This window comes from Rummeliibacillus sp. GQ308 (genome assembly GCF_059759115.1).
This window is the reverse complement of record NZ_JCAXDQ010000003.1, coordinates 73,112-86,265: the sequence shown is the minus strand read 5'-3', so window position 1 is coordinate 86,265 and position 13,154 is coordinate 73,112. Positions and strand designations below refer to the sequence as shown.

The 13,154-nt window shown below is 39.6% G+C and carries 10 protein-coding genes and 1 riboswitch; of the genes, 7 read left to right on the top strand and 3 right to left on the bottom strand.

All coding sequences use genetic code 11. The annotated features are described in order from the left end of the window. Positions 1-156 precede the first annotated feature (156 nt). Entirely contained in the window at positions 157-2,526 is a 2,370-nt protein-coding gene (locus tag AC6CHJ_RS12760) for a hypothetical protein (RefSeq protein ID WP_498288820.1), read from the top strand. A 156-nt stretch (positions 2,527-2,682) separates the two neighbouring features. Here the strand turns inward: AC6CHJ_RS12760 and AC6CHJ_RS12755 are convergent, their stop codons facing one another. The 3 genes from AC6CHJ_RS12755 to AC6CHJ_RS12745 form a co-directional block, all read right to left on the bottom strand. Then, positions 2,683-3,210 (bottom strand): cupin domain-containing protein, encoded by a 528-nt coding sequence (locus AC6CHJ_RS12755; protein ID WP_498288819.1) that lies wholly within the window; start codon positions 3,208-3,210, stop codon positions 2,683-2,685. A gap of 62 nt (positions 3,211-3,272) precedes the next feature. Beyond that, entirely contained in the window at positions 3,273-4,169 is an 897-nt protein-coding gene (gene dapA, locus AC6CHJ_RS12750) for a 4-hydroxy-tetrahydrodipicolinate synthase (protein WP_498288817.1), read from the bottom strand. Between the two features lie 114 nt (positions 4,170-4,283). After that, positions 4,284-4,464, bottom strand: a riboswitch (Lysine riboswitch). Positions 4,465-4,551: 87 nt separating this feature from the next. Further along, complete coding sequence (locus AC6CHJ_RS12745; RefSeq protein ID WP_498288815.1) at positions 4,552-5,580, bottom strand: YsnF/AvaK domain-containing protein; 1,029 nt, start codon at positions 5,578-5,580, stop codon at positions 4,552-4,554. 168 nt (positions 5,581-5,748) lie between these two features. Here AC6CHJ_RS12745 and AC6CHJ_RS12740 point away from each other — a divergent pair, with 168 nt between their 5' ends. The 6 genes from AC6CHJ_RS12740 (at position 5,749) to AC6CHJ_RS12715 (ending at position 12,998) form a co-directional block, all read left to right on the top strand. After that, positions 5,749-6,270: a D-glycero-alpha-D-manno-heptose-1,7-bisphosphate 7-phosphatase gene (locus tag AC6CHJ_RS12740; protein ID WP_498288813.1), complete on the top strand. Its 522-nt coding sequence runs from the start codon at positions 5,749-5,751 to the stop codon at positions 6,268-6,270. Between the two features lie 316 nt (positions 6,271-6,586). Continuing rightward, entirely contained in the window at positions 6,587-7,693 is a 1,107-nt protein-coding gene (locus AC6CHJ_RS12735; RefSeq protein ID WP_498288811.1) for an NADH-dependent flavin oxidoreductase, read from the top strand. Positions 7,694-7,968: 275 nt separating this feature from the next. Continuing rightward, positions 7,969-9,480 (top strand): NADH dehydrogenase subunit 5, encoded by a 1,512-nt coding sequence (locus AC6CHJ_RS12730; protein ID WP_147197252.1) that lies wholly within the window; start codon positions 7,969-7,971, stop codon positions 9,478-9,480. After that, positions 9,477-12,077: a DUF2309 domain-containing protein gene (locus AC6CHJ_RS12725; protein WP_498288809.1), complete on the top strand. Its 2,601-nt coding sequence runs from the start codon at positions 9,477-9,479 to the stop codon at positions 12,075-12,077. The genes AC6CHJ_RS12730 and AC6CHJ_RS12725 overlap by 4 nt, the downstream gene beginning before the upstream one ends. Before the next feature lie 85 nt (positions 12,078-12,162). After that, positions 12,163-12,528: a Na-translocating system protein MpsC family protein gene (locus AC6CHJ_RS12720; protein WP_249774790.1), complete on the top strand. Its 366-nt coding sequence runs from the start codon at positions 12,163-12,165 to the stop codon at positions 12,526-12,528. Positions 12,529-12,632: 104 nt separating this feature from the next. After that, positions 12,633-12,998, top strand: a complete 366-nt coding sequence (locus tag AC6CHJ_RS12715; RefSeq protein WP_392996814.1) for a hypothetical protein — start codon at positions 12,633-12,635, stop codon at positions 12,996-12,998. The last annotated feature ends 156 nt before the right edge of the window (positions 12,999-13,154 follow it).

Genomic DNA, 13,154 nt, shown 5'->3' with positions numbered 1-13,154 from the left:
GTTGTCTGAATTGGTTAGTATAATATTTAATCGTTTAACGTGATTTAACCACTTCTGATTTGTTCATTTAACAAAAAATATAGCAAAATAAACAAAAGATATTTTATTTTGGTAAAATGGTATAATAACAGGAATATATTGGAGGGGATTCTGTTTATGAAAAAGATAACTTTAGTAGCAGTAACAACAGCTATGTTACTGTCATCTGTCGGAACAATTGAGACCACAACTGTTTCAGCCGCAGCTACTGTACAACTAAAAGATGGCGTACTCTTAAGTAAGGCAACGGGTAAGCCAATGAAAGGTTACAAAGTATATAAAGGTTGCTTATATAAAGATGGCTCACTAGCACCTGGCCGCGTTAAATATGGTAGCGGAAAAAATTTAAAGCTATATCGTAATGGGCAACTTGAAAAAGGTTTATATATAACACGTGATTATAAATATGCGTTTAAAGATGGAAAATTGATTCAAGGTAAAAGCTTTTTTGTAGGTGAGTTGAATGACCTTTATTACCAAGATGGTGTTTTAACAAAACGGATTTTTGTCAATTCAAACGAGAAATTGTATGAAAATAAATCAATAAAAAAAGGTGATTATGTTATTGGATACTTTTACGACAACGATCATGATTATTATAACTTTAATCGTTTGAGACTTTATACAAATGGTATTTTATCGAAAGGTTATCATTTTGCCGGCTATAAAAAGAAAACTTATTTATTTAAAGATGGACGTATTTCTCAAGCAATGCTTTATAAGGGCAAATTATACGAAAAGGGGCTGCCTGCACCTAAGAATAAAGTGATTTCAGATGGTAGAAGCACATATTATTACAATAATATGCTTGCAGATGGTTCTATTGATGGGTACATTTATGAAAACGGAAAGAGAATACGCAGTGTAAGTACACAAAACTACTTAGAACAATTAGATAAAGTCAAAAAGCTAAGTACAGCGTCAAAAATAGATTCAGCAGTGTTAAATACAAAAATTGCAGAGTTACTGAAAAACTATACAGAGCATTTCGATGCAATTTTTGGAGACTATGTAGAATGGATTACTGAAGATGAATCAGATTCTCATGATGCCTATCTAACACTAACAGTGCAAATGAACGATTTAAAAAAGATTATAGGAAAGCTAGAGCATACAGATGCAACTATAGCGAATGATAAAGCCATCAGAGAAAAATTAGATTTTTTATATGGTAGACAAGAGATTGAACATGCGAATGGCGAGATTTTAGATGGGGAATATAAAGGGAATATTTACAGAAAGGGTGAATTAGTTGGTTCGCGTGAAGATGTTGCGTTAGAGAATGCAACTAAAGCATTTGAAAAAGTGTCTACTGATAAATCAGCGACAATACAACAAAAAATCGATGCTTTAACTGCACAAGTATTGGCGGCAAATGTTGTGTTTACGGCCGCAAAAGCACCCGAATATCCTAATGTGAAATTTGATACGAAGGGAGCCGAGAGAGTACTGCGAGATAGCAAAGTTTCACGACGTGCACTTGTAAAAGAAGCAGCACAGCAACAAGAAACAATCAACACGGATGCTTTAGAAAAAGAACTTATCGCAGGCTTCGCTGAACTTAATGAAAAAATATCGTTTGATCAACCTTCTGCCACAGCAACATATGAACCACTAGCTGTGAATGAAGAAGCAACAGGGACTTTTGATGACAAGGGCTTTGCATACTATGCTATCAATGTTGATCAAGTAGAAGGAAACTATTACTTTACTGGAAATGCAGATGTGCCAAATCAGGTTTTTTGGATGAGTGACGCAAAAGAAAAAATCAACGATGTGGATGAAGAAGTACCGGAAAAATTACGTTATCTCGAAAAAGGTATGCGCTATGTGGCAGTGCAAGGGGAACCGAATGCACCGTACCATTTCAAACTGTATCAAAAAATATATAACTATACGACTATGGCTGAACTTCTTCCTGGTAGAGATGGAGCAGTGGAATTGCCGTACTATCAACATTCTACACCATCCGTTGATCTTAACCTAACAACTGATAAACATATCATGCTGTATGCACTAGAAAACGAAAATTCATTTGAATCGCCGATTGAAAATCTGATACTGACGAATAAAGAAACAGGTGAAACATATCCAGTCGTTAAAATTTCGAGAACATTTTTCTCAACCAATGCGCCAAATGGCAAGTATTCATTATCGATGACATCTACAAAAAAAGGTGTTCCAGGGCATGTGGGCATTTACTATGAAACGTCACCACAATTAAAAATGAATGAACCGAATCAAAACAATCGTTTTTATACGCTGAACGTTGAAAAAGATACGAAATTTAAATTTGTATTAACGTCAAATCATACTCAATATGGTAATAATAAAATGCGTTTTTATGATCAAAATCATAAACTAATTAAACATGTACCATTCGATACTGGGGACAAGCCGCGTGAATTTGTCTATACGGTAAAGAAAGGACGTTATAGCATATCCATGGACGATCCTTCTATTACCATTACAGCTACATTGAAATAAGCGACTTCTATAATAGTAGAAAAGGAGAATCTTGATTAAAAAGATTCTCCTTTCTTTTGTTCAAATTTAAAAGAAGGAGAGTTGACGGTACAAACATCCTTTATCTAAAAAAAAGCAACCGTCCTTAAGGAGGAGGCTGCTTTTTTTAATGATTATTTATTGAGGTTCCTCCGCTTCGGCGATTGCTTTGGTTTGATGGACCGTGCCACGTGGATGGTTAGGAGGGGCATAGATCGAATACAGCTTAATTGGTTTGTTGCCTGTATTGGTCAGATTATGCCATGTACCAGCTGGAACAAAAAAGACATAATCATCCCGCACTGGTTGCTGGAAGTCTAAGAACTGTTTATTTTTGCCCATTTGTACAAGGCCTTCGCCTTCTTCAATGCGAATAAATTGATCCGTATTCGGATGAATCTCCAAACCAATATCTCCTCCGACTGGAATGCTCATCAGCGTAAGCTGTAAATGCTCACCGGTCCACAGCGCTGTGCGGTAGTTCGTATTTTGTTTTGTTGCTGTGTCTATATTGACAGCAAAAGGTGTTGGACCATAATCTCTTAAATAAACACTATTCGGACTTTGGTAGGTTTGCTGGTATTGATTTTGAAACTGGTAAGGGGAGGGGCTATTCGGATAATAGCCGTGGGATGTTCCGCAAGATGGACAATGATAGTGATACAAAACATCATTCCTTTTTTTACTATACTGTACGCTTCTTACGGAACTTTGGTGCCTATTTTAAGTTAGCTTCTTAAAGCTGTGTCTTCTTTACATACAGACTGCAATAGATGCTGTAACTCAGTAGTTTCTTCTTCATTAAGGGGTATTAAAGGCAAACGTACACCGCCTACTGCTATTCCTCTCAAATTCAGAGCAGCTTTTACAGGGCAAGGGTTAGGTGCGCTAAATAATCCTTTGAATACAGGGAGGAGCCTACGATGATCTGCCGCAGCTTCCATCACATCCCCGTTTTTAAACTTTTCCATCATCGCTTGCATTTCATTTCCAATAATATGGGAGGATACGGAAATAACGCCAGTAGCACCAATCGATAGAGATGGCAGCGTTAAATGGTCTTCTCCTGTATAGACACTGAAATCATTGGGTGTTTGCGTAATGAGTTCAGCCATTGCATCCAAGTTTCCGCTCGCATCTTTAATGGACACGATGTTATTAATCGCGGCAAGGCGAGTGACTGTTTCAACGGATAGATTGACAACACTTCTTCCAGGGATATTGTAGAGAATGATTGGTAGCTGTGTTGATTCCGCAATTGCTTTGAAGTGCTGATAAAGGCCCTCTTGTGATGGTTTATTATAGTAAGGTGCAACAAGCATAATTCCATCCACACCTATGTCTTCAGCAGACTTAGTCAGTTCAATGGATGCCCTTGTATTATTAGATCCTGTGCCTGCAATAACAGGAACCCTATGGTTTACTTCATCTACGACAAATTGAAATAAACTGATTTTTTCTGCCGTTGTGAGTGTAGGGGATTCACCTGTAGTGCCAGCTACCACAATGCCATCTGAGCCGTTTTCGATAAGATAATTAATCAGCTCACGAGTAGCTCTAAAGTCAATATTTCCTTGTTGGTCAAATGGGGTCACCATCGCCGTTATAATTCTTCCAAAATTCATTGCTTCTCCACTTCCTTTTCATTTTTTGGAGAAGGGCAGTATAGAAAATAACGCAAAAAAAGCAGCAACGTGATGTGACTACGTTGCTGCGAGAATTCATAAAGTCATCTCCATGCGTACGATAGCCCTCCATATAGTTTCCTACATGACAGTCCTGTGTTTATTCAACAGCAGGCCCAGCAATAGAGAAATATGAGTTTCTCTAAGCTTCGGCAAATTCCCCTTTCCACTGCAGTAGTCGGATCTCATCATCCTCTTGCAGCTTACTCATGGTTTTTGCGCCTCTATCCTTATTTCAAAAGATATTGAAATAAGTGAATATTCAATTACAGAAAGTATAGCAGTCTAGCTATGCTTTTACAAGATAGAAAGCCAAATATTATTATATTTCTCTGTTTTTAATATTGGCATTCATATTGCCAGCTGTAAGCGTATCATCAAGATTGTCTTTTTGAAGGTCATTATCGTGCTTATTAGCAGGATCGTATAGTTCTTGCTCGGTAATAGCACCACGATTTGCATCATCTACATCGCTATCTGTGACAGAAGCATCACCAGTCGTTTCAATGCGTGCTTCCTCGCGTTTTAGATTATCAGTGACTTGTTCTGTTTCGGTCACTTGTTTTTTACCAATGACTACTTCTTCATTTACCACTGGTTTTTTCGTCACTTCAATTTGTTCTTCGACGATTGGAATACGGATGGTGTCATCTTCACCCATTGGAGCATAAGCATCTGTAGTGGCAGCTGCTTCATCAGTAACTTTTCGTCTTTCTACATACACTTCATCGTGTGTGACAGGTACATTGACTGTTTGTGGTTCTTCCACAACATCTTTGTGAACTTCAACCTCACCAGTTTGTACTTGGTCTTTTTCAACATCAAGTTGTTCTTTGCGCAATTTTAATGTTTGCTCATCTGCCACTGTATTATTAACATCCACTGTATCATTAGTAGCTACTGTGGTATCAAGACCTACATTTGCCTCTTGGTTGTCTACTGGTGTTAGTGGGTCAGCAGTGCCTAAAAGGGCATCATCTTCTTTGTTTGCTAAAAGTAGAATACGGCCATCGTTAATATCGCGTTCGTAGCGACGAGCAGATTCTTCATCAAAGCCAAGTGTTAAGAAATATTCGTAATAAGATGCATGGTCCACATCTGTGTGGAAATCACCTTTAAATACTGCTGCTAGGCGATCGAAGAAACCTTCATCTTCTTCCATATTGCGACCGCCGACATCTTCTGTTAGTACACCTGTTTCATTTTTTACGACTGATGGAGCAGAAGGGAAGTTTGTTGTATTAAGGGCAATTGAGAAATCGTCAGTTGCATATCCTTTTTGGCGATATTCATCAATAGCTTTAATCACTTCCGCGCTTGAGTTATAAATTCCTAATACTTTTTTATCCATGTGTATTACCTCCATTATTTGTTTCATTTTTTTGATATGCGATTACAACATAAATATACCCGAATCTCTTTCATCGAAACGCTTAAGCATAAAAGAATGTTTGTTTTAGAATTAGTAAAATGTGACAATGATGAAGAAGATAAACGCTAAAGAAAGGTGCTTATATATATGAAAAAAGCCGTATTTTTAGATCGTGATGGGGTCATTAATGAGGTACTAACCAAGAGGGTAAAGTTTGTGAACAAACCGAAAGATTTATATTTCTTGCCAGGTGTTCCTGAAGCAATAAAAAAATTGAATGCCTATTTTGATTTTGTGTTTGTGGTCACCAATCAGGGCGGTGTAGGTCTTGGATATATGAAAGAATCGGAATTGAAAAAAATCCACTTGCATATGATTGAGGAGTTAAAGAAACAGGGAGCCCGTGTGGATGAGGCAGTCTATTGTCCACATAAACCAAAAGCTGGTTGTGCTTGCCGAAAGCCTAACAGCAAGTTAATTGAAGACCTAGCAAAAAAATATGAAGTTGACTTATCAAAATCCTTTATGGTTGGTGATACCGATACAGATATAATGGCGGGGGAGAAAGCAGGGGCGAAAACAGTTTATTTAGGTGAACGCGATCCACTAGCCGATGCAGTATGTAATGACTTGAGCGAAGCGGCAGAATGGATTATAACACATCAGTAATTCCATGTTAGGAGACTAAGAGGGCGGGAGAAATTGAATTGCAGTTGTTTTTCAGCGAAATAGCTGAAGTTGGATTAGCGAAGACAACTCAGGGCTTACCACTACTCTTAGCAAAACGCAGCTATTCCCACTTCATCTCCACATCAAATTAGTATCTTTAAAATATACAACTCAGGGTTTTTCAGTAATCACAAAACTATTGGAGAACGTGAACTAGTAAGAGGGGCCTTCCCAGAAAGTTTCAATTCTTTGACACATGATTACTTGCAGAATACGATAAATTAGTGAAGAAATGAAAAATAGGAGGTCAATATGTATGGCAGATTTATTTGAAGAATATACCTTGAAAAACGGAGTAGTATTGCGCAACAGAGTCGTGATGGCACCAATGACGAACTACTCTGGCAATGCCGATGGAACCGTTACTGATGCGGAGGTTGCTTATTATGCACGCCGTTCAGAAGGCGTCGGTATGATTGTGACAGCCTGCACGCATGTATTAGAAAACGGTAAAGGCTTTCCAGGACAGTTTGCCGGATATGATGACAAGTTTATCCCTAGCCTAAAACGCGTGGCTGATGCGATTCATACAGGAGGAGCAAAAGCAGTGCTTCAAATTTTCCACGGAGGAAGACGTTCTATTCCAGAAGAGGTACCAAATGGCGAAATCGTAAGTGCAAGTGATGTCGCTTATCCAGACAATGCAACACCAAGACCCATGACAACTGATGAAGTAAAAGAGGCAGTCAAAGCGTATGGCGAAACAACGCGTCGTGCGATCGAAGCAGGCTATGATGGCGTTGAGATTCATGGAGCTAACACATACTTATTGCAACAATTTTTCTCTGCCCACACGAACAAAAGGACCGATGAATATGGTGGAGTAATTGAAAATCGTATGCGCTTTCCTTTAGAGGTTTTACGTGAGGTAAAACAAGTGGCTGCAACGCATGCTAAGGAAGCCTTTATCATTGGCTATCGCTTCTCACCTGAAGAACCTGAAGAAAACGGGATTACAATGGATGATACTATCCAACTTGTAGATGCTTTGGCCGCAGAAGGGCTGGATTATCTGCATGTATCGCATATGGAATTCTTCGCGAAGCCGCATCGTTTTACTGGCGACCAAGAAAAAACACGTGTCCAACTGTTAATAGAAACGATCAATGGCCGGACTGCTTTGATTGGAGTAGGGTCAATTTATAGTTTCGATGATGCAGTGAAAGCATTGGAGACAGGTGTTGATCTTGTGGCATTAGGCCGCGAATTATTAATTGAACCGGATTGGGTACAAAAAGCGCAAGAAAATCCGTCATCCATTAGAACAGAAATGGATATGTCTATGCAGAAAGAATTAGCGATCCCTGACCCGATGTGGGGAGCTCTAAAAAGACCGAATTGGATTCCTGGAATGAAGGCTTGACTTGACAGAATTTTTGACAAATAGTATGCTACTAATAATGAATTAGTTATAGAACATTTTAGCAAAGAGCTATAGCGATATGGTTTTTTGAAAAAATGAAACTATAATACGGTATTCTTCTAAAAGGAAGAATGAATATTAAAGGTAGACGATTAATCCCCATTCAAGATGGGTTCGTTAAAAGTAAACCGATAATTTCTTTGTTTAATAGTGCCTTGCGCCTTTTAAATGATGAAATTGTCGGTTTTTTTATGTAAAAAAAGGAGGGATTTTGGATGTCGTGGCCACTATTGTTTCTCATTTTTCTTGGACTTTCTCTAGGGAGCGGATTGTGTATCCTGCATCCGCAAGTCCCGCTTCGATTCATTCGCATTCATATCGGCATGCTGGCATTAGCACCAATTGCCGCTTTATTAGGTCTTATTTTTTCTAAAGGAGATTATTTCCTAGGAGTATTGCATTTCGATTCATTATCATGGCTCTGGTCTCTGTTTGTTTTGACAATTGGATTAATCGTTCAGCGATATTGTGTCCATTATTTGCTAGGCGATAAGTCATACCGCAAGTACTTTGCACTTTTAACTATTACTACTTCAGCTGATGCCCTTGCATGGTTATCTGATGATGTTCGCCTTTTATTTATTGGATGGGGGCTAACACTATTTTGTTTAACTGTCTTAATCGGATTAAGGAAGGAATGGAAGGTAGCGCAGCATGCTGCAAAAGTATCCCGCGGCTATCTATTAGCTAGTTTGCTGGCACTGGGCCTTGCGTTATTCTGGTTAGCGTACAGTACAGGCGAATGGCGTTTATCAACTATACTCACCCCTGATACATTAGGTTTGTTATCTGGTTATGAAAAGACAGGAATTAATTTATTGCTTCTTGTGTCAGCGCTCATTCCTGCTGCTCAATGGCCAACACATCGTTGGCTACTTGATTCTGTTGTTACACCAACACCTATTTCAGCTGTTATGCATGCTGGGATTGTTAATGCGGGAAGTATTATGCTTGCTCGTTTTTCTCCATTGTTTAATGGGGACTTGGCGCAGATAATTTTACTTGTTATTGCAGGCCTTTCTGTCTTAATCGGCACAGGCATTATGCTTGTGCAAGTGGATTATAAACGGCAGTTGGTGGGATCAACAATAGCACAAATGGGTTTTATGCTGGTGCAATGTGCACTAGGCGCCTATCTTGCAGCTATTACACATGCAGTATTGCATGGTTTGTTTAAATCTACTCTTTTCTTGCAAGCAGGTTCAGCTGCCAAGGCAAAAGCGCCTGTTACTTCTAAGGACCAAGCAGCTTCTGTTATATGGACAGTTGCAGGTGGTGCGCTTGGAACACTTATAGGATTAGGGCTTTGGCTGACAGCTAAAGGAGAAGGCTATCAGCTGATTAGTGCTCTTCTACTCGGCTGGTCGATTGCCCTTGCATGGGCACAGCTGGTAGCGGCACACCCTACTGCTACTGGAAAAATCGCAGGTTTCTTCTTATTAGTTGCAGGTGGACTTGTTTTTAAAGTCGTTCATACACTGTTTTACAACATTTTGCAGGGGACCATCGACAGCGATTTCCATCAGCCGTTTATACTATCGATTATTGTTTTAGTTGTTTTACTAGCTGCGATTGTATGTGGAACTTGGCTGATTCGAAGGAATAATAAAGTATCCTTTGCGCTTTATCTATGGCTAGTTCGGCTTGGAGAACCTAAAAAACGTCTCGCGGAAAGCCATCCAAACTATCTTGCACAATTATTAACGAAGGAGGGGAATTATCAATGAGTACGGCGTCAACACTTCACTATGATGAGGGATTTAAACCGAACGATCGCTCGCTTCAAGAGATTGTAAAAAAAGCGAGCGAGGTCATTGTGCCCCTCGGCGATATTAATAACTTTGCAGCAAGAAGCCCTTGGGCGGGACTCGAGCACCAGACTTTTGACCAAGTGGCAAAAAGGCTGAAGGAGACGGGTGACATTGACATGTATCCTAATCATGCCATCGTCTCCTCTGCTGCTCGTAAGGGAGAAATTGATTTGGCCATCTTAGAAGATGGGTTGAATGCATGGCTTGATGAGCAGTTGATATGCTTGCCTAGAGAACTCGCGAAAGAATATTGCCGTAATGTATTACAACAAGAATCAAATTCCTTCACTACAAGAGAATTGCCTGGCGCAAAGACTGCTGCACTTTGGTATAGTAAATACTTTTCACCCACTAAAAATAAACATTCCATCTTAACAATGAGTCAACGTGTGCAACAACCAGGAAACGAATCTCTTGTAGAAAATGTAAATCTACATGTGATTAAATGGTGTAAATTATATTTGGATGAATCACTTGCGGTGTGGTCCATGCCCAATAAAGAGGCTGGATTTTATGCAGCATGGCGCCAAATGGCTAAATATGATCGCACGCTTACTCATGAAACGCGCAGGCAACTTGATCAACTAAATCAAAATGCAGAGCAAGCATTGATGGAAGTGCTTCACAGTATGGATATTCCTAACACAGAATGGCAAGAATATTTGGAGGCTCACCTCCTTGCACTACCAGGATGGGCAGGTATGATACGCAGCCGTGAAGAAGAATCAGCGGCACTGCTTTTAGAATATCTGGCTATGCGGCTATCTCTTGAATATATATTCGTAAAAGAATATCTTCCGTTGCCAGAGCCAGTGCAAGATGATGTTCAACTCATTGAAAAACTTGTTATTAGCTGGGTTGAATTTGGCAGAGAGAGACTCGAGGATTGGGCAGCATTAGAACCAGAGGAAATAAAAGCACGCCTTATGCTCGCAAATCGCTTCGATTCCTTTGTCCAAGGCCGCCTTTGGCTAGAAGCTTGGGAGAAAACGTATGAAAAAAATCTTCAAGAATGCTTGCCGACTAAACCTACAACAATAGAAGAAGCAAAAACAATCGCAGCACAATTTGCTTTTTGTATTGATGTACGTTCTGAAACGTTCAGAAGGCATTTAGAAAGAAGCGGGCCATTTGAGACTTTTGGGACAGCTGGATTTTTTGGCTTGCCTATTGAAACAAACGAACTTGCAAGCTCCAATAGCCATAATTCATTGCCGATTATGTTTAAGCCTTCTCACAAAGTGCTTGAATCTACGGACAGGGACCAGCTAGAACAATACATTGAGCGGGCACATACTGCCCATTCCGTTGGGAAAACATTTAAAACAATGAAACAAAATATGCTGACGAGCCTGCTATTGCCTGAAATCAGCGGACCATGGCTTAGTATTCAAACATTAGCACGAAGCTTTATCCCGCAAAAAGCTGGTGAAGTCATGCGACAAATGAGCGAAAAATGGCTTAAAAAGCCAATGACAAAATTGACGCTTCATTCTCCAGATGAAGGAGCAGGTGAATTGCCTGTAGGTTTTACGGAAGAAGAACAAGTATTTTATGTACGGCAAGCCCTTCAAACAATGAGTTTGACAGAGAACTTTGCCCCATTGGTTGTTATTTGCGGTCATGGAAGCCAAAGTCGAAACAACCCATATGCATCAGCTCTTGATTGCGGGGCATGTGGAGGAGCATCAAGCCAATTTAATGCACGTGTGTTGGCGACATTATGTAATCTATCTAATGTTCGTGAGACTCTTGCCAAAGAAGGCATTCACATACCAGAAGATACTGTTTTTGCAGCGGCTGAGCATATTACTTCGTTGGATGAGTTGAAATTTACGTATCTGCCGGAATTACCGGTAGCTGCAAAAAATTCATTCCAGCTTATTCAAGGGGCTCTTCCAACTGTGCGTAAGAGTGTAAACGCTGAAAGACTTGCTCAGCTTCCGACACTCCATCCTGATTGCCTAAATCCGGAAGAGGAGGTACGCCGTTTCGCTGACGATTGGAGCGAGGTGCGTCCTGAATGGGGGTTAGCGCGGAATGCTGGATTTATAATCGGCGAACGGACCTTAACGGAAGATTGTGACCTAGAGGGAAGAGTATTTCTTCAAAATTATCAGTGGCAGCTAGATCCAACAGGCGATATACTGGCTAGTATCATTGCAGGCCCTGCTCTAGTAGCACAATGGATTAACTTACAATATTATGCGTCTACAGTAGCTCCGCATTATTATGGCAGCGGCAATAAAGCCACACAGACGATTACTGCGGGAGTTGGCGTCATGCAGGGTAATGCAAGCGATCTTCTTTTTGGACTTCCATGGCAATCTGTTATGATGTCTGATGAAGAGGCGTACCATGCACCTATACGTTTATTAGTGGTCGTGCAAGCTCCTAAGTATAGGGTTCAGCAAATCTTAGAACAGAATGCGGAGTTCCGCCAGAAGCTACAGAACGGCTGGATTCGCCTTTCGTGCATCGATCCAGATGGCATATGGCACAGTTTTTCATAAGTTATTGCTTTACGTGATTACCTTCGCATTATTAAAATAGAAGCAGAATGACTAAAATGCCAACAGGTTAGCGGGAGATTGAAAAATGGATAAAACTAGAGGAACGGTAGAATCGGAAATCAGCAAAGCTTTGACGCACTGGGAGAAGAATTATTTAGGGCGCGGATCGGTTTCAGTGAAATCGGATATTTTGCGAGACATGATTATTGTCGTGCTACAAGGTATCCTAACGCCTGCAGAATATTCTGTCTGTGAAAAGAAAGAAGGATTGCTAAGGGTAAAAGATCATCGCAATAGTCTTGTAGAATCAGGAATAGATGAATTAAAGGCAATTATCAGATCGATCACAAACCAAGAGGTTTTAAGCTTCCACACAGATATAAGCACACAAACAGGAGAGCGAATAATGCTCTTTAAGCTGTATAAAGATTTACAAAGTGAATTAAGTTAATTATTTACCCATTCTATCTGTGAAAAAAGTGAAATCTTTCTAACGATTTCACTTTTTTCTTATAATGTTTGAAAAAAATATGATATACATAGAGGTATCTCATCATGCTATTTATTACTAAAAAATCGCTTGAAAGTCTTGCTGAATCTCATAGAGAGCCAGATATGCTTCTTTGTTACGCGACGCCTCAAGGCTTTTCAGCTATCACCAATCGAGCTATACTACTGATAAATGATAATCATATGATTGTTCTTTTTCTAAATCTATTCTCCACCAAAATAGTACATAAACTTATTTTTGAATTAGCTGAAATCCAAGATCAAAAGTATGCTACTAAAGATCCGCTTACAGTCCTATGGTCTTTCAATTTAAAGAGGCAGGCATGGAAGTTTAGAATTCCCACCAAAATATTGACTCTTGGCTCGATGCAAAGAGAATTTTTAATGTTTGTAAAACAAAATATCCTGTAAATGATAAAAGATAATAATGAATTGCCTATGAAAAAACCGAACAATGTGAAAAAATCTCACATTTGTTCGGTATTTTTTGTTCTTCTATAGAATTCATTCAGTAGGAAGAACTTTTGGTGATCCGTTCCAGAGAGCATTTTCTACGAGGCTTGCCTT

Excerpts from the sequence above, each read along its gene's own strand:
- AC6CHJ_RS12760 (WP_498288820.1), top strand. The coding sequence starts at position 157 with ATGAAAAAGATAACTTTAGTAGCAGTAACAACAGCTATGTTACTGTCA.
- dapA (WP_498288817.1), bottom strand. The coding sequence starts at position 4,169 with ATGAATTTTGGAAGAATTATAACGGCGATGGTGACCCCATTTGACCAA.
- AC6CHJ_RS12745 (WP_498288815.1), bottom strand. The coding sequence starts at position 5,580 with ATGGATAAAAAAGTATTAGGAATTTATAACTCAAGCGCGGAAGTGATT.
- AC6CHJ_RS12740 (WP_498288813.1), top strand. The coding sequence starts at position 5,749 with ATGAAAAAAGCCGTATTTTTAGATCGTGATGGGGTCATTAATGAGGTA.
- AC6CHJ_RS12735 (WP_498288811.1), top strand. The coding sequence starts at position 6,587 with ATGGCAGATTTATTTGAAGAATATACCTTGAAAAACGGAGTAGTATTG.
- AC6CHJ_RS12730 (WP_147197252.1), top strand. The coding sequence starts at position 7,969 with ATGTCGTGGCCACTATTGTTTCTCATTTTTCTTGGACTTTCTCTAGGG.
- AC6CHJ_RS12725 (WP_498288809.1), top strand. The coding sequence starts at position 9,477 with ATGAGTACGGCGTCAACACTTCACTATGATGAGGGATTTAAACCGAAC.
- AC6CHJ_RS12720 (WP_249774790.1), top strand. The coding sequence starts at position 12,163 with ATGGATAAAACTAGAGGAACGGTAGAATCGGAAATCAGCAAAGCTTTG.
- AC6CHJ_RS12715 (WP_392996814.1), top strand. The coding sequence starts at position 12,633 with ATGCTATTTATTACTAAAAAATCGCTTGAAAGTCTTGCTGAATCTCAT.